Source organism: Ruegeria sp. C8, assembly GCF_056537565.1.
This window is the reverse complement of record NZ_JBQFRV010000021.1, coordinates 20,297-43,833: the sequence shown is the minus strand read 5'-3', so window position 1 is coordinate 43,833 and position 23,537 is coordinate 20,297. Positions and strand designations below refer to the sequence as shown.

Genomic DNA, 23,537 nt, shown 5'->3' with positions numbered 1-23,537 from the left:
GGATCTCTTCATCTGGCTAAAAATATCCTCGGGGGTGAATTGGCCCACAGGGCCAAGAGGGGGCAGACAGCCCCCTTAATCCAACGCCCGCAACCGCTTGATCAGCGACGAGGTATCCCACCGCCCACCACCAAGTTTTTGCACATCCTTGTAAAATTGATCCACCAGTGCCGTGACAGGCAAGGACGCGCCCGTCTCATTGGCTGTGTCGAGACAGATGCCCAGATCCTTGCGCATCCAGTCTACCGCAAAACCGTGGTCGAAATGGTCGTCAAGCATAGTCTCGTACCGGTTTGCCATCTGCCAGCTACCTGCCGCGCCTTGGCTGATCACCTCAACCACCGCGCGCCCGTCCAGACCGGCCTTTTCGGCGAAATGCAGCGCTTCGCTGAGGCCCTGAACCAGACCGGCAATCGCGATCTGGTTGCACATCTTGGTCATCTGACCGGCACCGCTGTCGCCAATCCGGCGGCAGATTTTCGAATAGACCTGCATGATCGGCTCTGCCGCATCAAACACCGCCTGATCGCCGCCGCACATGATCGACAGCACGCCATTCTCGGCCCCGGCTTGACCGCCGGAGATCGGCGCATCAACAAAAGAGATCCCTTGCCCTTTAGCCGCTTCGTAAAGCTCGCGCGTCACTTTGGCCGAGACGGTCGTGTGATCCACAAAGATCGCGCCATCCGACATCCCGGCGAAAGCACCATCCGCACCGGTGCAGACCATCCGCAGGTCGTCATCATTGCCAACGCAGGACATGACGAATTCGGCTCCCTCCGCAGCACCTTTGGGGGTCGTCGCCATTGCTCCGCCGTGCTCAGCCACCCAGGCCTCGGCCTTGGAAGCGGTCCGATTGTAAACGGTAACCTGATGACCTGCAGCCTGAAGGTGCCCAGCCATGGGATAACCCATGACACCCAAACCAAGAAAAGCGACTTTTGCCATGGGATGATCCTCTCCGCTGACCGGCATTGCTTGATTGCCGGAGTGTTTGGCACTGACAAAGCAAAGCCTGCGCGAAAGGGCAACCCCGTGTTAGCTGTTCCCGCCTAGATCCTTCAGGATCGGGCAGTCCGGTCGGTCGTCTCCGGCGCAGGCCTCGATCAAATGACTCAGCGTGTCGCGCATCGCCTTGAGGTCGGCGATTTTTGCGTCGATCTGCGCCAGATGATCCCGCGCAACTTGCTTAACATCTGCGCTCGCCCGGCTTTCATCTTCATAGAGCGCCAGCAGTGTGCGGCAGTCTTCGATGGTAAACCCCAAGGCGCGGGCGCGGCCTAGAAAAGTCAGCTTGTGGATGTCCTGTTCGCGAAACCGACGATAGCCGTTGTCATCGCGCAGAGGTTTGATCAGCGCGATATCCTCATAGTAGCGGATCGTTTTCGCAGGCAGTCCGGTGCGGGTTGAGACATCGCCAATATTCATGCGTGGGCCTCCTTCGCGGTTTTTTGCGCGCCTTCCGCGACGTTGGGGCGGACCCACCGCAGACGCAGCGCATTGGTTACGACAAAGACGCTGGACAGGGCCATCGCGCCCGCCGCAAGCACCGGGGACAGCAATGGCCCGCCAAAGGGGTACAACACTCCGGCGGCCACCGGGATCAGCAAGGTGTTATAGCCAAATGCCCATCCGAGGTTCTGGCGGATGTTGCGCATGGTCCGGTGGCTGATGTCGATTGCGTTCACGACGCCGCGCAGATCGCCGGACATCAGAACCACATCGGCGGCCTCGATCGCGACATCCGTTCCGGTACCAATCGCGACGCCGACATCTGCTGCCGCAAGTGCCGGTGCGTCGTTTATCCCATCGCCCACAAAGGCGAGCGCGCCGAATTCGCGGCCCAAGCCCTCTAGCGTTTTCTGTTTGTCACCGGGCAGCAGGTCGGCGGCCACGTGATCAAGGCCCAACCTGTCTGCCATCGCTTGCGCCGTTTGCGCGTTATCTCCGGTTACCATGGCAAGCGTCAGGCCCATATTGTGCAGTTTTGCCAGCGCCTCGGCCGTGCCCGGTTTCATAGGGTCCGATACAGCCAGACTCGCTGCCGCCACCCCATCAATGGCCAAGAATAGTGGGGTCGCGCCCTGCGCGGCCCTTGCATCGGCGTCTGGTTTCAGGTCCGAGATATCCACACCCTTCTGATGCATCAATTTGTATGAGCCAATCAGCAGGTCGTGCCCCTCTGCGCGGCCCTGAAGGCCAAGACCGGTGAGGGACTGAACCTGAGAAACCTCGGGCAGATCAGAAGGCCCGGCGCGGGTGATCGCAGTAGCAATAGGGTGTTCCGAGCGCGCCTCGATCGCGGCGGCCAGTCGTAGGACTTGATCCCGCTCAAAGCCGTTGGTGGTTGTCACGTGATCTAGTTCGGGGCGCCCGAGGGTCAGCGTACCGGTTTTGTCGAAGGCGATGACCTTGGTCTGCTGTAAGTGTTGCAGCGCATCTCCCTTGCGGAACAAAACACCCAACTCCGCCGCGCGGCCTGTTCCCACCATGATCGAGGTCGGCGTGGCTAGACCCATGGCGCAGGGGCAGGCGATGATCAGGACCGATACCCCGGCCACCAGTGCCAGCGGCAATGAGGGAGAAGGCCCGAAGATCAGCCAAGCAGTGATGGTCAAAGCCGCCACCAACATCACTGCAGGAACAAAGCGATAGGTCAGCCGGTCGACAAGGCTTTGGATGGGCAGTTTGGCCCCCTGCGCCTGTTCCACCATCGAGATGACTTGGGCCAGAACCGTGTCCGCCCCAACGCGAGTCGCCTGCACACGCAGCGCGCCGGTTCCGTTCACGGTGCCGCCCACCACCGGGTCGCCAGCGGATTTGCCAGCCGGCACCGGCTCTCCCGTAATCATGCTTTCATCGACGTAAGAGGTTCCGTCGAGGATATCTCCATCCACCGGAACGCGTTCTCCGGGACGGATTTGCAGCAGGTCACCCACCGCTATTTCGGCAATAGGGCGATCTTCTGCTGCTCCGTTTCGTTCGACGCGCGCGGTTTTGGGCTGAAGCCCGATCAGCGCTCGGATTGCCGCGCCGGTTTTGCCTTTGGCGCGCGCCTCCATCATGCGGCCCAGAAGGATCAGAACAATGATCACGGCTGCGGCCTCAAAATACACATTCGCTGTACCCTGCGGCAGCAGGCCGGGCGCGAAAGTCGAGATGATGGAGAACAGATAGGCCGCCCCCGTCCCCAAAGCGACCAGAGCATTCATGTCCGGCATCCCGCGCAACAGCGACGGAATGCCCTTGGCGTAGAACACACGTCCCGGGCCAATCAACAGTGCGGTGGTCAGGGCAAACTGGATCAGATAACTGTTCTGCTGTCCCAGGGTTGCGTGAACCCAATGGTGGAAGGCTGGAACCATGTGCCCGCCCATCTCGAGAACAAATACGGGCAGGGCCAAAATAGCGGCCAGCACTGTCGCACGCTTCAAGTTGCGCGCCTCATCCGGCGTATCATCGGATCGGGTTTCCGACCCCGGAGATGTCTTAAGCTGCGCGGGAAACCCAAGCTGAGTTGTGATCTGTGCCAGCGCCTGCGGCGTGGTCGCGCCCTCGATGTAGGTGACCGATGCGCTTTGGTTGGCAAGGTTCACACTCGCCTCAAGAACGCCGGGGCTGTCTTTCAGAGTGCGCTCGATCTTGGCCACGCAAGAGGCGCAATTCATCCCGGTGATCTGTAAAGCGGTCTGATGCATTGCCGCAGGATAGCCGGCGGCCTGCAATGCATCACTGAGGGCCGAAACCGGTCCGTCAAACGTAACCTGAGCCGTCTGGGTCGCAAAATTGACCGAGGCGTCCTGTACGCCGGGGACAGACTGCAAGGCAGCCTCGGCGCGCCCAACGCAAGAGGCACAGTTCATGCCCGTGATTTTCAATTGAGTGCTCTGGGTCATGCGACTCATCCCGACAGATATCTTACCGACCACATGGGGGTTCCAGTGACGGGAAGGTCAAGAGGTGTTGCGTGGTTTTTAGCGGCCCTCGCGCCGAAATAGGCTTTCAAGCAAGGTTTGGGCATTGGGGCTCTCGGGGGCCGACCGCACCGCATTGGGTGAGGCAAAGAAGCCAAACAGCACAACAAGGAACAAAAAGGCAGATCCGATGATCAACGCCGAGGCGATCTGCAAAGCTGAGCGTATCATACTACTGCCCTTTCATGTTGTCACCGCCGCAGTCAGCAAAGCGAGCACCAAAATGATCGGCACATATCGCGGGGCTACAAAGCTGGAGCGGCGTTTCATCGTCAGATCCTTGGGTGTACAGATCGGTTACTCTTTAAAAAGTGTTCTCACTGGCTATGATTTGCAAGAGCTCACGTTGCAAAAAAGTGAAGTCGTTGTGATGCTTTGGGTTCACGACATTCAGTGACGTGAAGAAACCGCAATGGAAGTGGGATAGAAATGTACAGCCCGGTACACTCAGGTGCTTTCTGATGCGTCCTAACAAACGCGATGAACTGGTGCGCAAAGCGATGGAGGTCTTCTACCGAGACGGGTTTCACGCGACCGGCATGGATAAACTGGTGGTGGAAACCGGAGTGTCCAAGACCTCGATGTACAAACACTTCCGCACCAAGGAAGATCTGATCCTGGCCGTTCTACGCCTAAGGGATGAGAGTTTCCGCAATCGGATCCTGCGACGGGTTGAGCAGCTGGCGGACACGCCAGCCGGGCAATTGATTGCCACTTTTGATGCTTTTAAAGAATGGTTCGAAGAGGACGATTTCCGCGGATGCATGTTTCTGAAAGCCGCGGCCGAGTATCAGGATGCCAGCCATCCGATCCACGTGCAGGCAGCAGAACATAAACGGGTTATTTTGGAACACTTGACCTCATTGGCGCGCCGATCCGGCGCACATGCGCCAGAGCTTCTGGCCCGTCAGATCGTCTTGCTGCAAGAGGGCGCGATCGTCTCGGCCGTTTTGTTGAAAAACGGCAATCCGGCTGAAGACGCAAAGGCCGCAGCGCAAATGCTGCTGGATGCTGCGCTGAGCCGAAAGAACGCTGCGTTGCATTGACGGAACGCGGCGTTACGTGGATTGGCCTATCTACGGTGCCGCGATAGCCTTTCAGGTAACACCTGATCGGAGAATACCACATGTCGCTTTTTACCTCGACCGCAGCCTGGGTCACTGACGAACACCGGATGTTTGCCGAAATGGCAGGGCGGTTTCTGGATGATGAACTGGTCCCCAACGCGGAAACCTGGGCCGCGAATGGCATCGTAGACCGTGCATTCTGGCACAAAGCCGGGGAAACCGGTCTGATGGCGGGTGCGATCCCGGAAGAATATGGCGGCGTCGGCGGGGACATGGGTTTTGACTCGGTCACTCTGTACGAACAGACGGCGCGTGGGGACGCCGGATGGGGATATGGGATCCAGTCAATCGTGACGCACTACATCACGGCCTATGGCAGCGAAGACCAAAAACAGCGTTGGTTGCCCAAGCTGGCCTCGGGCGAGATGGTAGGGGCTTTGGCCATGACCGAGCCGGGCACAGGCTCGGATGTGCAGGCGGTGCGGACCTCGGCTGAAAAGGACGGCAATTCCTACCGCCTGAACGGGTCTAAGATCTTCATTACCAACGGTCAGAGCGCGGATCTGATCATCGTTGCCGCCAAGACGGACAAGACCTTGGGTGCCAAGGGGGTATCTCTGATTGTGGTTGAGACGGACGGGGCCGAGGGTTTCCGGCGCGGGCGCAACCTCAAGAAGCTGGGTATGAAGGGCAATGACACCGCCGAGTTGTTTTTTGAAGATGTCAAAGTGCCGATGACCAATCTGCTCGGCCCGGATGAGGGGCAGGGGTTCTACCAGTTGATGAAACAGCTTCCGTGGGAGCGTTTGACCATCGGCATCATGGCACTGGGCGCGATTGATTTCGCCATCTCTGAGACAGTGAAATACGTGCAGGAGCGCAAGGCCTTTGGTCAGCGCGTCATGGATTTCCAAAACACGCGGTTCAAACTGGCCGAGTGCAAAACCAAGGCGGAAGTGCTGCGTAGTTTCGTGAATGATTGCATTGGCAAGTTGGATGCGGGCGAGTTGGATGCCGCCACCGCGTCCATGGTCAAATACTGGGGGTCTGAGGTCCAGAACGAGATCATGCACGAGTGTCTGCAACTTTTTGGCGGCTATGGCTTCATGATGGAATACCCGATCGCCCGCCTTTATGCCGATGCCCGTGTGCAGATGATCTATGGCGGCACTAATGAAGTCATGAAGGAACTCATCGCGCGCTCGATCGACGTCTGAGGTTCTCCCGCCCGTCGTTGAAGTTCATGTCGGAACATCTCCTCCCTTTGGGCCGGGCAGCCACGCCTGCCCGGTCCCCTGCCGTCCGCAAGACGCAAGGCCTTTGGCCGCGCAGTTTTTCGGTTGGCGGCTTGTTCGGATATCTATATGATTTCCGGGTCCAGTTGCCGTTCGAGCCATGCTCGAAATGACTTCAGCGGTTCGGACTCAATCCTGTTCTTGGGCCATACCAGATAGTACGCGCCCAAGCTGACCTCTGGCCCATCCCACGCCAAGGCAAGGCGGCCGGTTTTGAGGTGCTCTTCGACGAGATAGCTTGGGAACAAGCCAACGCCCAACCCATGGATCGTGGCCTGTATCATCGTTGAAAACTGATCGAACAGCATCCCACGCGACCCGCTTGCAGGATGGTCCTGAGCGGTAAACCAGCGCTCCCAGCCGTCGGGGCGGGTTTCCATGTGCAATAGGGGCGCCTTTTCCAGCCAGTCGATTTGATCACTCTGGTCGGGCAGAAGGTCAGGGGCGCAGACGGGTACGACATACTCTGTCATGATCTTTAGGTAGTTCACACCGCTCCAGTTCTGGCGACCAAAGTGAAAACCTGCGTCAAAGGCTTCGGTCTCGAAGTCGAAGGGTCGCAGCCTTGTGTTCAGGTTGACCGTCACCTCGGGATGATTGCGGGCGAAGTCCTGAAGGCGCGGGGCCAACCAATGCATCCCGAATGCCGGCAGGATGGACAGGTTGAGAGACCCTCCGGTTGGGTTGGCCTTCAGTTTCAGCGACGCCTGCGCCAATTGGTGCAGGGCCGTGCGGGCCGTCTGGACATATTCTTGCGCGGCCGGGGTCAGGTGCAACCGCATCTGGGCGCGTTGGATCAGTTCGATGCCCAACTGCTCCTCCATCGTTTTCAGCTGGCGACTGATGGCGCTTTGGGTCAGCGATAGCTCCTCGGCCGCAGCGGATGCGCTGCCCAGCCTGTCCACAGCCTCAAGCGCGAGCAGGGATGAAATCGACGGAAGAAAGCGTCGGGGCGCGATCATATTACATTTCCTCATACCTTTGGGTTTGATTATCACTGGCTTTTTGCGGACACCAGCCGGATATACTGGCCTGTGACGCGCGCGCCCGCGCCGTTCGAAAACAAGACCCGCGGACAGCCCCGCACTATTTGAAAAGGCCGAGCTATGGATCGCGCGCAGATCGTCCATGAGAATTTCTTGTCCCGCGTGGCAAACCGGGATTTTCCCGAAGGTGCGCCTCCGGTCGGCGGGCTGAGCCATGCAGATGCGGTGTCACTTTACCGCTCGCAGGTCCTCAGCCGGGCGCTGGATCGCACCAGCCGGGCGATGCAGAAGGCGGGGCAGGGGTTCTATACCATTGGCTCATCGGGTCATGAGGGCATGGCTGCCGTGGCCCACGCTTTGCGCCCGACGGATATCGCCTTTTTGCACTACCGCGATGCGGCGTTCCAGATTGCTCGTTCTGAGCAGGTTCCGGGCCAACAGATCGCCTGGGATATGCTGCTGAGCTTTGCCTGTTCGAAAGAGGATCCGACCTCGGGCGGGCGTCATAAGGTGCTTGGCTCCAAGGCTCTGATGATCCCGCCTCAGACCTCGACTATTGCCAGCCACCTGCCCAAAGCGGTTGGGGCGGCCTATGCGTTGGGGGCCGCGCGGCGGCATGACCCCGAGCATCGGGTGTTGCCCGAGGATGGCATCGCCATGTGTTCCTTCGGGGACGCCTCGGCCAACCACTCGACCGCGCAAGGGGCGATCAATACGGCGGGTTGGACCAGCGTGCAATCCACACCGCTGCCCTTGCTGTTCGTTTGCGAGGACAACGGCATCGGGATCTCGGTGAAAACGCCCAAGGGCTGGATCGAGGCGTCGATGGCGCATCGTCCGGGGATCAAGTATTTTCAGGCCAACGGGCTGGACATTTACGAGACCTACGCCGTGGCTCAAGAAGCCGCGCATTATGTCCGTTCGCGACGTAAGCCCGCCTTCCTGCACCTGCGGACCGTGCGCCTCTATGGCCATGCCGGGGCGGATGTGCCGACAACATATCTCAGCAAGTCCGAGGTTGAGGCGGATGAGGCAAATGATCCGCTTCTCCATTCCGTTCGCCTGTTGGATCAGGCGGGGGCGTTGGCTCCAGGTGAGGCGCTGAAAATCTACCAGAACAGCTGCGCCCGAACGGATCGTGTTGCCGCCGAGGCTGCCACGCGCCCGCATTTGTCGACCGCGCAGGAAGTCATGGCCAGCCTGATCCCGCCCAAACGCACCTGCAAGCCGACGAACGGCCCCAGTGCGGATGCGCGGGCAAAGGCGTTCGGGGGCGACATGCGCGCGATGTCCGACCCGCAGCCCATGAGCCGCCTGATCAACTGGGCGCTGGCCGATCTGATGCTGGAACATGGCGAGATCGTCTGTATGGGCGAGGATGTGGGCCGCAAAGGCGGTGTCTACGGCGTGACGCAGAAGCTGCAGCAGCGGTTCGGACAGGACCGTGTGATCGACACTTTGCTAGACGAGCAGTCGATCCTCGGCCTCGCCATTGGCATGGGCCATAACGGGTTTGTGCCGATCCCCGAAATCCAGTTCCTCGCCTATCTGCACAATGCCGAGGATCAGATCCGCGGCGAGGCTGCCACCTTGCCCTTCTTCTCGAACGGGCAATTCACCAACCCGATGGTGCTGCGAATTGCTGGGCTTGGGTATCAGAAAGGCTTTGGAGGGCATTTCCACAACGACAACTCTCTGGCCGTTTTGCGCGACATTCCGGGTGTGATCATTGCCTGCCCCTCGACCGGGGAAGACGCGGCACAGATGCTGCGCGAATGCGTGCGGCTGGCGCGGGAAGAGCAGCGGGTCGTTGTGTTCCTTGAACCGATAGCGCTCTATCCCATGCGGGATTTGAATACGGCGCAGGACGGGGGCTGGATGACGACCTACCCCTCGCCCGACCGGCGGATTGCGCTGGGCGAGGTCGGTATCCATGGTGACGGCACTGATCTGGCCATCGTAACCTATGGCAATGGCCATTACCTGTCGCGTCAGGCGCTGCCTGAGCTGGCGGCGGCCGGGGTGAACGCTCGCATCGTCGATCTGCGCTGGTTGGCCCCACTACCGGCCGAGGCGCTGCTAGAGGCGACCAGGGACTGCAAGCATGTTCTGATCGTGGACGAATGCCGCCGCACAGGTAGCCAGTCCGAGGGGCTGATGACTCTCTTCCGCGAAGAAAGCGCCCAGACGCGGGTCGCCCGCGTTGTGGCTGAGGATTGTTTTATCGCGACCGGCCCGGCCTATGCCGCGCCCCTGCCGTCCAGGGACGGTATCGTCGCTGCGGCCCTGAATCTTACCGGAGTGCGGAAATGACCCGAACAGCTGTCGTGATCTGCCCCGGTCGGGGCACCTATAACAAGCCCGAGCTGGGCTATCTGCACCGCCACCATGCGGACAAGATGCCGATGTTCCAGCGCTTTGATGCCCTGCGCGCCGATGCCGGGCAAGAGGGGGTAACCGCGCTGGACGGGGCCGCGCGCTTTGCGGTCAGTACCTATTCGCGCGGCGATGTGGCCTCGCCCCTGATCTATGCCGCGGCATTGGCGGATGCGCAGTCGCTGGCGGATGATATTGAGGTGGTGGCCGTGACGGGCAACTCGATGGGTTGGTATATCGCGCTGGCCGCCGCTGGCGCGCTGAGCGCTGAAAACGGGTTCCGTGTGGTGAACACCATGGGCACTCTGATGCAGGAACATCTGATCGGCGGGCAGTTGGTCTATCCCTTCACCGATGACAGCTGGGTCGACAGCGCGCACCAGAAACAGGCGTTGTTGCAGGACGTCTCTGACATCAACGCGGTCGAGGGACAGGATCTGGCGCTGTCGATTGATCTGGGCGGTATGCTGGTGCTGGCCGGGAATGAGGCTGGTCTGGCCGCATTTGAGGCATCTCATCCCACCGTTCACGACCGCTTTCCCATGCGGCTGCCAAACCATGCGGCGTTCCATACCTCTCCGCAGGCTCCGATTGCCGCCGAAGGTCGGGCGCGGCTGAAACCCGATATGTTCGGCCAGCCTCGCCACCCGATGATCGACGGGCGTGGCAAGATCTGGTGGCCGGGCGCCACCGATACCGAGGCGCTGTGGGACTATACGTTGGGCCATCAGGTGACTGAGCCCTACGATTTCACCCACGCCATTCAAACCGCCGCGCGAGAGTTCGCACCGGACCTGTTCATCGTGACGGGGCCGGGGGCGACACTGGGCGGCGCGGTGGCGCAGGCTCTGACCATGGCGGGGTGGAGCGGCATGACTGACAAGACCTCATTCACCGCGCGGCAAGAGGACACGCCGATTCTAGTGGCCATGGGACGCGAGGATCAAAGGGCGTTGGCGACAGGCTAGGCTCTGCTTCAGGTCTTGACCTGAATAGTACCGGCGAGGGTTTCGATCCGGTCGCGCAGCCAGCGATGGGCCGGGTCATTGGCCGAGCGCTGGTGCCAGACCATGTAGATCGAGACAGGTTCGCAGTCGAACGGCAAGGGCGCGCAATCCAGGGCGGCCAGTGGTCCGTTTCTCATCAACGCCGTGTCGGTGGAAATCAGCGGGCTGCCCGCGATGAAAGACGGGATGGCGTTGAAATGCGGCAGTACGACGGTTGGCGGACGGATCTGGCTTTGATCCACACCGCGCATCACCGCGCGCGCATTCCGGCCGTCGGGAAAGCGAACCTCGACATGCTCACTCTGACAGTAGGCCTCCCACGTCTCGGGCGCGGAGCGTTGGCATCGGTCAAAAAACACCATCAACGGGCTTGTGATCAGCCGCTTTTGAAAGATGTCCGGCCCGTCCGGAGGCAGCGGCGTCAGCATCAGCTGGCACCGGTCGCTGCGCAGCAGGTCCGGCCCCGGTACGCCGGATGAGATGAATTCCAACTGCAGCTTAATACCCTCGGCACGGGTCGCGCTTAGAAGGTCGGGAAAGATCAGCTCTCGCGGCATGTCGTTGGTGGCGATGCGGATTTCCATCTGCTCTGACAGGGGATCAAAGGGGCGTTCATCCGTCAGCGCGCGCATACCATCCAGCACGTTGCGGACCGGCTCTTGCAAGGCCAGCGCGCGTTCGGTCGGTGTCAGGCCCTGGCCAGATCGTACGAATAGCGGATCGCCGAGCACCTGCCGTAGCTTGGCCAATGTGTGGCTGATTGCCGACTGTGTGACCCCCAGCCGATCCGCCGCTTTCGAGACCGAGCTTTCCTCGAGTATCGTCAGAAAGATGCGCAGGACCTTGCCGTCCAGATCAGTGAAATCGATTTTGCTCATACAATCTATGATTAAGTATGAATGGTTTTGCTGTCGAGAGGGCGCTAGGTCAGGCGCAAACAAGGGGCACGCATATGGGACTTCGCTTTTTCTCGGACAAGAACCGACCGGTTCACATGGGGTCGTACCCGTTGGAGCGTCTGGCGCGTCAGCAGGCGATGCCCGACCTGTCCCAACTGCCCCCGATGCCCGAGCTTAGCTTTCACCGGCCTGACCGGCCCGAGAGCATCGTGAATGCGATGGGCGAGTTTCAGGCCATGCTGGACACGATCCGGGATGGGCTGGTGAACCCTGTCGCCTCGGACATCCCGCAGGACCCGCAGGCGCGGGCAGATCACCTCAAGGCGTTTGGATATTTCAACGATGCCTCGATGATGGGTTGCGGGCCTCTGCCGCCCGAGGCGCTGTTGGACCAGCCGCGCCGCAACCCTGATATTGACCGTCTGGCCCATGCGTTGAAAACCCGCCAGACCAAAACGCTGGCCTCGGGGATCGATGTCATCATGGCCGATCTCAAGGAAAGTATGGAGGCCGCACCGCGTCCGATGGCCTCGCACCGCCATGTTCTGGTGTTTCTCTATGAACATAACCGCGACCCTAACCCGGACGAGCCGGGGTCCGGGTGGATCATGGATGCGCAGGACCACCGGGCCTGCCTGCTGGCGACTGAGAATGCTGCTGTGATCGCCAACTACATCCGGTTGCTGGGATTCGATGCGCGGGCGCATACGGCAATGTCGACCGAAGTGGATCTGGGCAAGCTTGCGGTCGCGGCGGGTTTGGCCTCTGTCGAAGACGGCACGCTTGTTGCTCCATGGCTGGGGCGTCGCTTTGGACTGGCCGCCGTTACGACCGAAATGGAGATTGCCCACGATCGGCCCCTGCAACCGATGGCGCAACAACCGTGGTTCCGGACTCAAGGTCCTGCGTGGTGGCTGGGTACCGGGTTCGCCAAGAACGCTCTGAACCGAGACGCCTATGCCAAACGTCGCTATATGGATGGGGCGCATCCCTTTGAGCGGCTCAAGCGGGTCGAGACGCCCACCACTTATATTGATGAGGCCAACGTCGCGCGCGTTCCCAAGCGCGCCGACATGTTCGCGCGGGCGCAGTTTGGCGATATGGGCAAATACCTGCAGGACGCGGCCAAGGGCGGATATTACGTGCGCAAATCAGCCCCCAGTTTCGCGCAACGCCGGGCGCTGGGCGCGTTTGTTCTGTTGCAGGATGGCGAAAGTGCTGAGGTTTCGCCCCCGACCGATGCCGAGCGCAATGCCGCCAATATCAAGGCCGCCAGTTACTTCCTTGGGGTCGATGCGGTCGGCCTCAGCCGTTGTCCGGACTGGGCGTGGTATTCCCACGATGCGACGGGGGAAGAAATCTCGCCGCCGCATGATCAGGCCATCAGCATGATCATCGACCAGGGCTACGAGACCATGGAGGGCGCAAGTGGTGATGATTGGATCAGCGTCGCGCAATCCATGCGCGCCTATCTGCGGTTTTCACTGTTGGGTGGCGTGATCGCGCAGCAGATCCGCAACCTCGGCTACAAGGCCAAGGCCCATACGGTGATGGATGGCGAGGTGCTGCAACCTCCGCTGTTGCTATTGTCGGGGTTGGGCGAGGTCAGCCGCATCGGCGAAGTCATCCTGAACCCCTATCTCGGCCCGCGTCTGAAATCCGGGGCGGTGACGACTGATATGCCGATGTCGCATGACAAGCCGATTGATTTCGGCCTGCAGAGCTTCTGCGAAAGCTGCAACAAATGTGCCCGCGAATGCCCCTCGGGGGCGATCACCGCCGGGCCAAAGCTGATGTTCAACGGCTATGAAATCTGGAAATCCGACAGCCAGAAGTGCGCGACCTATCGCGTAACAACGCCCGGTGGGTCGATGTGCGGGCGGTGCATGAAGACCTGCCCGTGGAACCTTGAAGGGATTTTCAAAGAACGTCCTTTCCGATGGGCGGCGATGAATATCCCTCAGGCCGCCCCGGCATTAGCGAAATTGGACGATGCGGTTGGCAATGGTGGCCTGAACGACGTTAAAAAATGGTGGTGGGATATCGAGCTGCAGTCGGATGGCGCCTATCGCCCCTCGGTGCATCCGCTGAACCGGCGCGACCTGCAGCCTGATCTGGATCTGGAATACAAAGATCAGACGCTGGCCGTTTACCCCGCCTATCTGGCCCCGCACCCGTGGCCCTATCCCTTTGCCATGGACCGTGAGGCCGGGATTGCCGCCTATGAGGCAATGGTGAGCGCCGAGGAATACAAGGCACGCAAAGCGGCTGGCGATATGTCGGTTGTCCATCGCTACGAGATCGCAGGTGATGCGCCGGTCATGCGGGTCGAATTGACCAAGGTCGACAAGATGACGGCTGATGTGACCAAGTATGAGTTCTCGACACTGGACGGCTCTCCTTTACCCGAATGGACAGCGGGCGCGCATCTGGACGTTTTGGTCGCGCCCGAGTTCCTGCGCCAGTATTCGATGTCCGGTGACCCTTCGGATCGAGCAACCTATCAGATCGGTGTTTTGCGTGAGGACGAGGGACGCGGTGGTTCGGCTCTGCTGCATCGCATCTTCAACGAAGGCCGCAAGGTTTTCATCTCGAAGCCGATCAATCATTTCGAGCTGGATGAGACCGCGACAAAAACCTTCCTGATGGGTGGCGGGATCGGCATCACTCCGATGATTGCATTTGCACACCGTCTGCATGCGCTGGGCAAACCGTTCGAGCTGCACTACTCGGCCAGTACCCGCGCCGGGGCAGGGTATCTGGAAGATCTGGCCGCGACGCCGTGGGCAGAAAAAGTGCATTACCATTTCTCGGATGAAGGCACGCGGGCCGATCTGGATGCGGTCCTGTCAGGCTATCAGGACGGCTGGCACGTCTATACCTGCGGGCCAGATCGCTTCATGGAGGGCGTCATGCAAGCGGCCGAGCGGCAGGGCTTCCCTGACGAAGCGCGGCATTTGGAGTATTTCTCGGTCCCCGAGCAACCGGAGTACGAAAACTACCCATTCACCTTGAAGCTGGCGAAATCAGGCTTCGAACTGACTGTGCCAGAAGACAAGGACGCCGCGCAGGTGCTGAACGAGGCGGGTATTCACGTGGATGTGAAATGCGCAGATGGCATCTGCGGCGTCTGCAAATGCGGTGTTGTTTCAGGCGAAATCGAGCATCGCGATTTTGTCCTGTCCAACAAACAACGCGAGAGCGCTATCATTTTGTGCCAAAGCCGCGCCGCGCAACCCGATGGCGTGATCGAGATCGACCTCTGACCCGAGGTCGAAAAACGACATGAAGTTGTAGAAAAATTGGTCGCTCCGGCCATGGACGCCGGGGGACTGCTGCACTAACGTCCCCTCTGAACCCAGTGAATCCTGATTGACAGGTGCGAGGTATTTTCATGGATTATCACAGCCCCGCCAGCTTTGCCGAGGCGTCGGCTCTGGCTGCAAACGCGACGGGCACCACACGATTTCTGGCAGGCGGCACCGATGTGTTGGTGCAACTGCGCTCGGAATTGGTGACGCCCGATACGTTGATCGACATCAAGAAAATCAACGGTGTGGATCAGATCACGCAAAACACCGATGGCAGCTGGACACTTGGCGTCGCTGTCACCGGCGCCGAAATGAGCGAGCACCCCCAGCTGGGCCGCGACTGGCCCGGTGTGGTCGAGGCGATGGATCTGATCGGATCGACTCAGGTGCAGGGCCGCGCGACGTTGACGGGCAACCTGTGCAACGGCTCGCCGGCGGCGGATTCGGTGCCCGCGATGGTTGCTGCGGGCGTGACGGTTACTGTGACCGGCCTTGATGGCGCGCGCGAGGTTGCTGTTGAGGACATCCCCACCGGACCGGGCAAGACCGCGCTGGCGAAGGGTGAAGTGGTTTCAGCCGTCAACCTCCCCGCGCGGGGCGAGAATGGCGGTGACGCCTATCTGCGCTTTATCCCGCGCACCGAAATGGACATCGCCGTGGTCGGCGTGGGCGTCAGCCTGCGTCTGGACGGCGACATGATCACCGAGGCGCGCGTGTCATTGGGCGCGGTCGCCCCGACCGTTTTGCTGGTTGAAGACTGCGCCAAAGCCATCATCGGCAGCACGCTGGATGACGCCGCGCTGGACGCGTTGGCGGCTGCGGCCTCGGCGGCCTGCAACCCGATTGACGACAAACGCGGCACGATCGAGTTCCGCACCGAGGTCGCTGGTGTTCTGGCCAAGCGCGCCGCGAAAATCGCCTATGCACGCGCGAAGGGAGAAGACGCATGAGCAAGCTCCACGTATCCACCACCGTGAACGGGGACACGGTCGAATACCTGTGTGACCCGCGCGAAACGCTGCTGGACTGTCTGCGCGACAAGCTGAACCTGACCGGTGCGAAAGAGGGCTGCGGCACCGGCGATTGCGGCGCGTGTTCCGTCACCGTCGATGGCCGTCTGGTCTGTTCCTGCCTGATGCTGGGTGTTGAGGCCGAGGGTAAGACCATCGAAACCGTCGAAGGCATCGCGGATGGCGACGTTCTTCACCCGCTGCAGAAGAAGTTCATCGAACATGCGGCGCTTCAGTGCGGGATTTGCACCCCGGGCATTCTGGTGGCGGCCAAGTCGCTGCTTGAGAAGAACCCAAACCCGACCGAAGAGGAAACCCGGTATTGGCTGGCAGGCAATCTCTGCCGCTGCACCGGCTATGACAAGATCATTCGCGCCGTGATGGAAACGGCGGAAGAGCTGCGGGAGGCTTCGTAATGGCACTCGACGATCGCAAATCTGTATTCACTTTCGTTGGCACGCGCCCGGATCGCCCTGACGGGTTAGACAAGGTCACGGGCCGCGCCAAATTCGGGGCTGATGCCTATGCGCCCGGCATGTTGCACGGAGCGGTTCTGCGCTCGCCCCACGCACACGCGCGGATCGTGAAGATCGACACCTCGAAGGCCGAGGCGCATAAGGACGTCAAAGCCGTCGTCACCCGTGCGGATTTCGCCGATGTTCCGTTCAAACCCGGTCTCGAGGGCGAGTTCTGGAACGTGCTGGAAAACGTCATGGCGGGCGAAAAGGCGCTCTATGATGGCCACGCCGTTGCTGCGGTTGCAGCCACGTCGGCCCTGGCAGCGCGGGATGCACTCAAACTGATCGAGGTCGAATACGAAGTTCTTCCGCATGTGACCGACGTGGACAAAGCGATGGCCTCGGATGCGCCTGTTATTCGGGAAGGCGCGGCGGACTATTCGGTGCCCGAAGGGCTGCACCCGAACGTCGTACGTTACCACGAAAGCGGTCACGGAGATGTCGAGGCCGGCTTTGCCGAAGCGGATCTGGTCATCGAAGACAGCTTTGTTACCGAAGCGACCCATCAGGGCTATATCGAACCGCACGCCTGTCTGGGCATGCTGGGCAATGACGGCAAGGGTGAGCTGTGGTGCACTACGCAAGGCCACTGGATCGCGCAGAAGACCTGCGCCGCGCTGCTGGGGATCGAGACCTCGCAACTTCGCGTCACCGCGTCCGAGATTGGTGGTGGTTTCGGCGGCAAAACCACTGTCTTCATCGAACCCGTTGCGCTTGCACTGAGCCGCAAAGCCAACCGTCCGGTCAAGATCGTTATGACCCGGTCCGAGGTTTTCCGGGCGACTGGCCCGACGGCGTCGGCGTCGATGGACGTCAAGATCGGTATGAAGAAGGACGGGACCATCTCGGCAGCACAAGGCGTATTCCGCTTGCAGGGCGGGGCCTTCCCCGGTGCGCCGGGCGATATGACTGCCATGTGCGCCTTCGCGCCGTACAACCTGACCAACGTCAAGCAGATCGGCTATGACGTGATGTCGAACCGTCCGAAACAGGCCGCTTACCGCGCGCCGGGCGCTCCTATGGGCGCCTTCGCAGTCGAGTCGGTGATTGATGAGCTGTGCAATAAGCTGGGCCTCGACCCCGTTGATGTCCGCCTGAAAAACGCCGCTCATGAAGGGACCAAGGCCAGCTATGGCCCGACCTACGAACGTATTGGTCTGGTCGAAACGCTGGAGGCTGCCAAGGCGCACCCGCACTATTCGGCCCCGCTGAAGCCGGGGCAGGGGCGCGGGATTTCCTGTGGCTTCTGGTTCAACCACGGCGGTGAGACCTCGGTTTCGCTGGCCCTGTCCGAGGACGGCTCGGCTCAGCTGATGGTGGGAACGCCGGATATCGGCGGCTCACGCGCGTCGATGGCGCTGATGGCGGCCGAGGTTCTGGGCATTCCTTACGAGAATATCCGCGTCACCATCGCTGACACCGCGACGCTGGGCTATAACGACGTCTCACACGGCTCGCGCGTGACCTACGCGTCGGGTCTGGCGACCATCAAGGCGGCCAAACATGCAGTCGAAAAACTGTGCGAACGAGCGGCTGCCAAGTGGGGTATCCCGGTCGAGGCTGTGAAATGGGAGGACGGCTGCGCCGTGCCCTCAGGCCCCAACGCAGGCGATTTCGATCCGCTGGCGCTTTCCGACATCACGGCGGATATGGGGCGCACCGGCGGCCCGATCTCGGGCCATTTCGAGGCAACTCCGGAAGGTGCGGGCGTGTCCTTTGGCACTCACATCGTTGATGCCGAGGTTGACCCGGAAACCGGCAAGACCAGCGTGACACGCTACACGGTCATTCAGGACGCCGGAAAGGCGATCCACCCAACTTATGTGGAAGGCCAGTTCCAGGGCGGTGCCGCGCAAGGCATCGGCTGGGCGCTGAACGAGGAATATATCTACGGCGAGGACGGGCGGTTGCAGAACTCGATCTTCCTCGACTACCGGATCCCCGTTGCCAGTGACCTGCCGATGATCGACACGGTGATTGTCGAAGTGCCCAACCCCGGCCACCCGTTTGGGGTGCGCGGTGTGGGCGAGACTGGCATCGTGCCGCCGCTTGCCGCCATCGCCAACGCGGTTTCCAACGCGGCGGGTGTGCGGATGAAGCAACTGCCGATGTCGCCTCCGCGCATTCTGGCCGCGCTCAAGGGCAATGGTTGAGGTTCACCTCTGGTCCGGCCTCCGGTCTCTGACCGGGGGCTTGGCCGTCGTCGAGGTCGAGGCCAAAACAACCGGAGAGTTGCTGCGCGCCCTGGTGCGCGCGCATCCGCAATTGCAGGCCCCTATTGATGCGGGCGTCTCAATCGCGATCGACGGGCGCGTGATTGCAACGGGCCTGACGGAACCCATCCCGGCAGGCAGCGAAGTCTATCTGATGCAGAGGCTGCGCGGTGGTTAGATCGTTTTGCGTTTGATTTGAATCGAAATACGCTGCCTCTGCCTGTGGTCGAACGCGCATTTCGACGGTCTTGCTGCGCGCAAAGCGCAGAAAGCTTTAAGGTTTAGGCGACCACGGTTCGCGCCCGACCATCCGGTCGGCCTCGGCCGTAATGTCGTTCATGTGCTGCTCTAGGCTTTGGCGCAGGGTTTCGATTTCTTCTTCGCTGGCTTTGCGCGGGACTGTTTCGGTCCATTCGCGGCACAGAAACACACCTTCGTTGCGCCAGGGCCGGGGCATCAACAAGCGGTCCCATGTACCGGCCTCGCTGCCGTGACGGGCCGAGAAGGTGATTCCGAACACCCGTTTGCCGGATGTGCGCGCCCAGACCAAAGGCACGGTCGACAGAACCCGCTCCGGCCCGCGGGGTCCGTCGGCGGCAATGCCAATAGAAATCCCCTGTTTCATCTTGCCCAGAACCTCGCGCGACACCGCGACGTTGCTTTTGTGTTTGCTGGCCATGGCGATCGTGTCCATGCCGAACAGCTTTTGCACACGGCCCACCATGCTGCCCGCCCGCGCCGAGGACGTGATCGAGCAGATCTGCGCCTTGTCCAGCGGGAAGAAATAGGGTGACTGCGCCAGCCGCTGATGCCACAGAACAACGATGACCGGTTCGCCCTGTTCGGCAAGCTGGTCCAGTTCTTCATAGCCGATGCGCTGCCATTTGGTGTTGCGGTTGACCATCCGAATATAGCTCGCAATACGGCGCGCCGCCCAGTTTAACACGGCTTCGCTGTCGGCGATCTTTTTGCGGATACTCACGGATGGGTCCCTCATACTGGCCAAACCGTGTCTTATAGAACTCAACGCCGCGTGCAACTTGTTTGTCTTGTCGAGAAGTGGTCGAGAAACTGAAAAAGCCTCTTGAGTCCGCCGCGCGGCTGGCATATCTGAGGCTCAGCCTAGGGGTATAGCTCAGTTGGTAGAGCGACGGTCTCCAAAACCGTAGGTCGCGGGTTCGAACCCTGCTGCCCCTGCCATTCAAAACTTCCCAAAACTTGAATATTCGCTTTCGCGGCGGTGTCGAACCCCAGACTTGCCGAACGAAATTCCATTCGATGTTCCTTTGGGGCCTTTAAAGCGACGGCCATATTGTGCAGTGGGTCAGGATTTGACGTAGCGTCCCGAAATTTCTTCTGCCTCGTCGTAGTTGACGTAAACGTAAGCTTCGGCTCGCTTTTTTGTTTTGCATGCACAAAAGTGACGAAAACCGGCGTTTTCTTCCCCCTTACGTCTCAAAATGAAATCCCTAAATGCACCTCGTCGCTGCGGGGTGCCACTCACGAACTGTGATCCTTGAGCCTCGGCCAACCACTGAGGTTCGGATCGGCCCCGCAGTGACAAGGTTTGCACAGCTCATTGGGAGGGAAGGAATTTGATACAGAGTTTTTGGTCGATCTTTCGCGACCCTCGCGCGCAGGCGGCACGACTGACGCGGCCTCGGCCAGAAGAGACTTGTGCTGTGGATGAAGAAGCAAGTGAACCCACGGCGAAAGAGGCCGAATTCCGGAGCCTGTTTCAAACGACGTTGCTGGAAATGAATAAGCCGCAAACATGCGATGAAGGCATTGACACTTGCCGAATGTAAGCTTGCGGCGAACATGCCTACCCCGGTAGGGCGCAAATGCACCATGTTTCGTATCAATTCGATCCCAGTGTTGCGGCGCGGCCAACGCGGCGATATGCACCGTGAACAATATTTGTTTTGTATTCAAAGGTGTTGAATGGGATTGCGAAGCCTGATTGCCGAAAAGATTGCCTCACGTGTTCTGGGCAACGGTAAAACCCGGCGCGCCATCATGAATGAGCTGCTTGATCAGGATACTTTGTTGTTTCGGGACTTGGGCGATCATGCCTTTGCCTTCTTTCCAACGGATGCAATCGGACGTTCACTTTTCCAGAACGGTGAATTTGCCCGCGGCTCAGTCACGGATTTGCGGACGTTTCTTGAACAGAACAATGCCTATAAGCCCGGCATGTCCGTTCTAGAGGTTGGGGCCAATATCGGCACCCAAACCGTCTATTTCTTCCTCGATCTCCAGTGTGACGCCGTCGTGGCGATCGAGCCAGACCCGGACAACATGAACCTGCTGCGTCACAATCTTGCGTTGAATGGGCTGACAGACAAAGTGGAGATTTTGGGCGTCGCGGCTTCGGACACGAGTGGAACGGCGGAATTTACCCGAGATCTGTTCAACCGAGGTGGCTCACGTCTGGGGGCCAAACGCACAAGCGGCAAAACCCGAGAGAGTTTTTCAGTCGAGATCATCCGGATTGACGATCTGGTGCAGTCGGGCGCCCTTCAGGCTGATCAAATTGGGCTGGTTTGGATGGATGTTGAGGGCCATGAGCTATCCGCCCTGAAGGGGATGAAGCAACTCATCACAGACCATAGGCCACCCATATTTCTGGAATACACCCCAGACGGACAGCACAGCACCCAGCAAGAGTTGTGCGCCATGCTATTTGACAACTATCGGGGCGTATATCGTCACGCTGGGGGCTTTCACTCTGTATCGCGGGACGAGTTTGCGGAGATCGAACATCAGGTCGATCTGTTGGTTATCTGAAAACGCCAACCGATCTCAAAGCCGGGCGGCGACTGTCTTTCCTCTGCCTGCGGGATAGCCTAAAGTCCCCGCAAATCGCAGACACCGGGAATGAGGGTACATGTCGCGTTTCGATGGATATTTCCTGCGGCAGTTGCTGGTGCTGTTTGGCTTTTTCACTCTGGTTCTGGTCGGCGTTTTCTGGATCACGCGGTCAGTTAGCCTGTTTGACCGGGTGATCAGTGGTGGCCAGTCGGCGATTGTTTTCCTCGAATTCACCGCTCTAACGCTGCCGACCCTGATCCGGACGGTGATGCCGATGGCTGTGTTTGCTGCTGCCGTTTACGCCACGAACCGCCTCAGCCGGGAAAGTGAGATGACGGTCATGCTGGCGACCGGCTCTAGCCCGTGGCGCCTCGCGCGGGCTGTGGTCTTGTTCGGTCTCGTCACAGGGATGATGATGGCGGCGATCAGCGTTTTCCTGCGCCCCGCCTCGGTCGAACAGCTCGAGATCCGGCAGGCCGAGGTTGCGGGTGATGTCACCGCCCAATTGCTGAACGAAGGTGAGTTTTTGCATCCCGCCGACGGTGTCACGGTCTATATCGGTCGGATTGATCTGGACGGGACTTTGCACGAGGTCTTTGTCTCAGACCGGCGAGACCCAGCGAATTCTGTCAGCTATTCAAGTTCAACGGCGTATCTGGTGAACAATGCGGCCGGCATCAACCTTGTCATGCTGGATGGGGTGGCGCTGCGTCTGGACAAGGACGGGCGCACCCTGTCATCGACCCTGTTTCAGGACGCCTCTTACGATATCTCGGCGCTGACCAGTACCGGCGGCGTGAATACCCGCAGCCTTGAAGCGATCCCCACGATGGAATTGATCCGGGACCGCGAGGCTATCGCCAGCGCCGAAGGGTTCAGCCCGGGCGAACTGACGGATGAGTTGCACCAGCGATTTTCGTGGATCGCGATTTGCGTCGCCGTCGGGCTGGTCGGATATGCCACCCTGATGCTGGGCAGTTTCTCGAGGTTCGGGTTGTGGCCGCAGATTCTGGGGGCGTTTACCATTCTGGTTCTGCTGGAAGGAGTTCGGGGGTTTGTTTCTCCGATCGTGATAGATGAGCCGGGTCTTTGGATCGTTCTCTATGCACCGGCGGTCATTGGTATCCTGATCTCGTGCCTGTTCTTGGCGGTTGCCGGACGCCCAATTTGGCGCCGTTCCAGGGCCGAGGTCGCTGTCTAGGCAGGGTCTCGCAGAACCTGCAGGCAGTCTAGAATATCCTCGAACGCAGCGCTGTCTGGGCGGGTTACGAGATAGAGCGGCAACATCAGGTCCGGGCTTTGGTCAACCCGCACAAGCGCGCCAGAGCGAAGATGCTCGGCAGTCAAATAGGCTGGAAAAAAACCACGCCCCCCTCGTTTGAGGACATAGCGCAGGGCCATCATACAATTGCCCAGAAAGACCGTCTGCCCCTCTGCCTGGCGGGCCGTGGTCCGTACATGGTCCTGGTAGGCGGTTCCAAGTTCGAGATTGACGAAGACCGGGTTGTCGACCAATGCCTCAGCGGTTTCGACCAGGACCAATCGCTCTGGTGAAAGGGTTTCAAACATCACCCTCCGGTCTGAGGGTTTTTCGTGGGTCAGCGCGGCGTCCAACACATGTGTTGCGACTGCGTCCACCATATCCAGATCATGATCGTAGTTCAGCGTCAGCAGTAATTGGCCGAGATGCTGTTCGAAACGTATGGCTAGATCGACCAGCAAGGGATCCCAAACGCTGAGCTGCGCCCCCAGCCTGAGTGCCGGGCGATTCTGGTTTTGCGTGGGCAAATCAGTCGAAGCATAGGACCAGAGTGAGAGCATTTGCTCGGCGTAAGGGCGAAATTGGCGGCCGAAGTCCGTTAGTGACGTGCCTCCGGCCCCGCGGGTGAAAAGGGGCTTTCCGGTGGCGTCCTCGATCTGCCGTATGCGCGCGCTGACAGCCGTTTGGGTCACATTCAGCTTGCGCGCTGCTGCGTGAAACCCTCCGGTCTCGGCCACGCATAGAAACGTTTCAAAAGCTTTGATCTGCATAGCGGCAGTATTTTTTGATCGTTTTGATAAAATCAA

Annotated in this window: 18 protein-coding genes, 1 tRNA gene and 1 pseudogene; 13 read left to right on the top strand and 7 right to left on the bottom strand. The window is 60.0% G+C overall.

Annotated features, from left to right (window positions below; all coding sequences use genetic code 11):
- Positions 1-75: 75 nt before the first annotated feature.
- The 3 genes and pseudogenes from ACR0KL_RS20455 to ACR0KL_RS20445 all read right to left on the bottom strand — a co-directional run.
- Positions 76-1,014: pseudogene (locus ACR0KL_RS20455) on the bottom strand (NAD(P)-dependent oxidoreductase); the annotation flags it as partial.
- A 24-nt stretch (positions 1,015-1,038) separates the two neighbouring features.
- Positions 1,039-1,428 (bottom strand): Cu(I)-responsive transcriptional regulator, encoded by a 390-nt coding sequence (gene cueR, locus ACR0KL_RS20450; RefSeq protein ID WP_170484511.1) that lies wholly within the window; start codon positions 1,426-1,428, stop codon positions 1,039-1,041.
- Entirely contained in the window at positions 1,425-3,896 is a 2,472-nt protein-coding gene (locus tag ACR0KL_RS20445) for a heavy metal translocating P-type ATPase (RefSeq protein ID WP_480777446.1), read from the bottom strand. Before ACR0KL_RS20445 ends, cueR begins: the two co-directional genes overlap by 4 nt.
- Positions 3,897-4,104: 208 nt before the next feature.
- Between ACR0KL_RS20445 and ACR0KL_RS20440 the strand changes: the two genes are divergently transcribed.
- From ACR0KL_RS20440 to ACR0KL_RS20430, 3 genes are all read left to right on the top strand, one after another.
- Positions 4,105-4,371, top strand: a complete 267-nt coding sequence (locus tag ACR0KL_RS20440) for a hypothetical protein (RefSeq protein WP_170693113.1) — start codon at positions 4,105-4,107, stop codon at positions 4,369-4,371.
- 64 nt (positions 4,372-4,435) lie between these two features.
- Positions 4,436-5,020 (top strand): TetR family transcriptional regulator, encoded by a 585-nt coding sequence (locus ACR0KL_RS20435; RefSeq protein WP_170693111.1) that lies wholly within the window; start codon positions 4,436-4,438, stop codon positions 5,018-5,020.
- An 80-nt stretch (positions 5,021-5,100) separates the two neighbouring features.
- On the top strand, positions 5,101-6,258 hold the full coding sequence (locus tag ACR0KL_RS20430; protein ID WP_170693109.1) for an acyl-CoA dehydrogenase family protein: 1,158 nt from the start codon (positions 5,101-5,103) through the stop codon (positions 6,256-6,258).
- A 143-nt stretch (positions 6,259-6,401) separates the two neighbouring features.
- On the opposite strand, the gene ACR0KL_RS20425 is transcribed toward ACR0KL_RS20430, so the two are convergent.
- Complete coding sequence (locus ACR0KL_RS20425; protein ID WP_170681420.1) at positions 6,402-7,298, bottom strand: LysR substrate-binding domain-containing protein; 897 nt, start codon at positions 7,296-7,298, stop codon at positions 6,402-6,404.
- 144 nt (positions 7,299-7,442) lie between these two features.
- Between ACR0KL_RS20425 and ACR0KL_RS20420 the strand changes: the two genes are divergently transcribed.
- Together ACR0KL_RS20420 and ACR0KL_RS20415 are read left to right on the top strand one after the other, a co-directional pair.
- On the top strand, positions 7,443-9,635 hold the full coding sequence (locus ACR0KL_RS20420; RefSeq protein WP_480777445.1) for a dehydrogenase E1 component subunit alpha/beta: 2,193 nt from the start codon (positions 7,443-7,445) through the stop codon (positions 9,633-9,635).
- Positions 9,632-10,666, top strand: coding sequence for an ACP S-malonyltransferase (locus tag ACR0KL_RS20415; RefSeq protein WP_170681424.1), 1,035 nt, complete (start codon positions 9,632-9,634; stop codon positions 10,664-10,666). Before ACR0KL_RS20420 ends, ACR0KL_RS20415 begins: the two co-directional genes overlap by 4 nt.
- An 8-nt stretch (positions 10,667-10,674) precedes the next feature.
- Here ACR0KL_RS20415 and ACR0KL_RS20410 read toward each other — a convergent pair whose 3' ends face one another.
- Positions 10,675-11,583, bottom strand: coding sequence for a LysR family transcriptional regulator (locus ACR0KL_RS20410; protein WP_170681426.1), 909 nt, complete (start codon positions 11,581-11,583; stop codon positions 10,675-10,677).
- A gap of 74 nt (positions 11,584-11,657) precedes the next feature.
- Here ACR0KL_RS20410 and ACR0KL_RS20405 point away from each other — a divergent pair, with 74 nt between their 5' ends.
- From ACR0KL_RS20405 to ACR0KL_RS20385, 5 genes are all read left to right on the top strand, one after another.
- Entirely contained in the window at positions 11,658-14,870 is a 3,213-nt protein-coding gene (locus ACR0KL_RS20405; RefSeq protein WP_480777444.1) for a reductive dehalogenase, read from the top strand.
- Positions 14,871-14,998: 128 nt separating this feature from the next.
- Positions 14,999-15,865 carry an FAD binding domain-containing protein gene (locus ACR0KL_RS20400; protein WP_170681430.1) on the top strand — a complete coding sequence of 289 codons (867 nt, stop codon included), beginning with the start codon at positions 14,999-15,001 and terminating at the stop codon, positions 15,863-15,865.
- The gene (locus ACR0KL_RS20395; protein WP_170380550.1) at positions 15,862-16,341 is read left to right on the top strand and encodes a (2Fe-2S)-binding protein; all 480 of its coding nucleotides are present in this window, start codon (positions 15,862-15,864) and stop codon (positions 16,339-16,341) included. Before ACR0KL_RS20400 ends, ACR0KL_RS20395 begins: the two co-directional genes overlap by 4 nt.
- Positions 16,341-18,596: a xanthine dehydrogenase family protein molybdopterin-binding subunit gene (locus ACR0KL_RS20390; RefSeq protein ID WP_170681432.1), complete on the top strand. Its 2,256-nt coding sequence runs from the start codon at positions 16,341-16,343 to the stop codon at positions 18,594-18,596. Before ACR0KL_RS20395 ends, ACR0KL_RS20390 begins: the two co-directional genes overlap by 1 nt.
- The gene (locus ACR0KL_RS20385; RefSeq protein WP_170681434.1) at positions 18,589-18,834 is read left to right on the top strand and encodes a MoaD/ThiS family protein; all 246 of its coding nucleotides are present in this window, start codon (positions 18,589-18,591) and stop codon (positions 18,832-18,834) included. The genes ACR0KL_RS20390 and ACR0KL_RS20385 overlap by 8 nt, the downstream gene beginning before the upstream one ends.
- A 96-nt stretch (positions 18,835-18,930) precedes the next feature.
- On the opposite strand, the gene ACR0KL_RS20380 is transcribed toward ACR0KL_RS20385, so the two are convergent.
- Positions 18,931-19,638, bottom strand: coding sequence for a DUF374 domain-containing protein (locus ACR0KL_RS20380; RefSeq protein WP_170681436.1), 708 nt, complete (start codon positions 19,636-19,638; stop codon positions 18,931-18,933).
- 142 nt (positions 19,639-19,780) lie between these two features.
- Here ACR0KL_RS20380 and ACR0KL_RS20375 point away from each other — a divergent pair.
- From ACR0KL_RS20375 to lptF, 3 genes are all read left to right on the top strand, one after another.
- Positions 19,781-19,856: transfer RNA gene (locus ACR0KL_RS20375), tRNA-Trp, on the top strand.
- A gap of 744 nt (positions 19,857-20,600) precedes the next feature.
- A complete protein-coding gene (locus tag ACR0KL_RS20370) occupies positions 20,601-21,446 on the top strand; it encodes an FkbM family methyltransferase (protein ID WP_480777443.1) in 846 nt (281 codons plus the stop codon).
- Positions 21,447-21,546: 100 nt separating this feature from the next.
- Positions 21,547-22,671, top strand: a complete 1,125-nt coding sequence (lptF, locus tag ACR0KL_RS20365) for an LPS export ABC transporter permease LptF (RefSeq protein ID WP_480777442.1) — start codon at positions 21,547-21,549, stop codon at positions 22,669-22,671.
- Here the strand turns inward: lptF and ACR0KL_RS20360 are convergent.
- Entirely contained in the window at positions 22,668-23,501 is an 834-nt protein-coding gene (locus ACR0KL_RS20360; protein WP_170681442.1) for a LysR family transcriptional regulator, read from the bottom strand. The two genes, lptF and ACR0KL_RS20360, sit on opposite strands and share 4 nt — an antisense overlap.
- Positions 23,502-23,537: the final 36 nt, after the last annotated feature.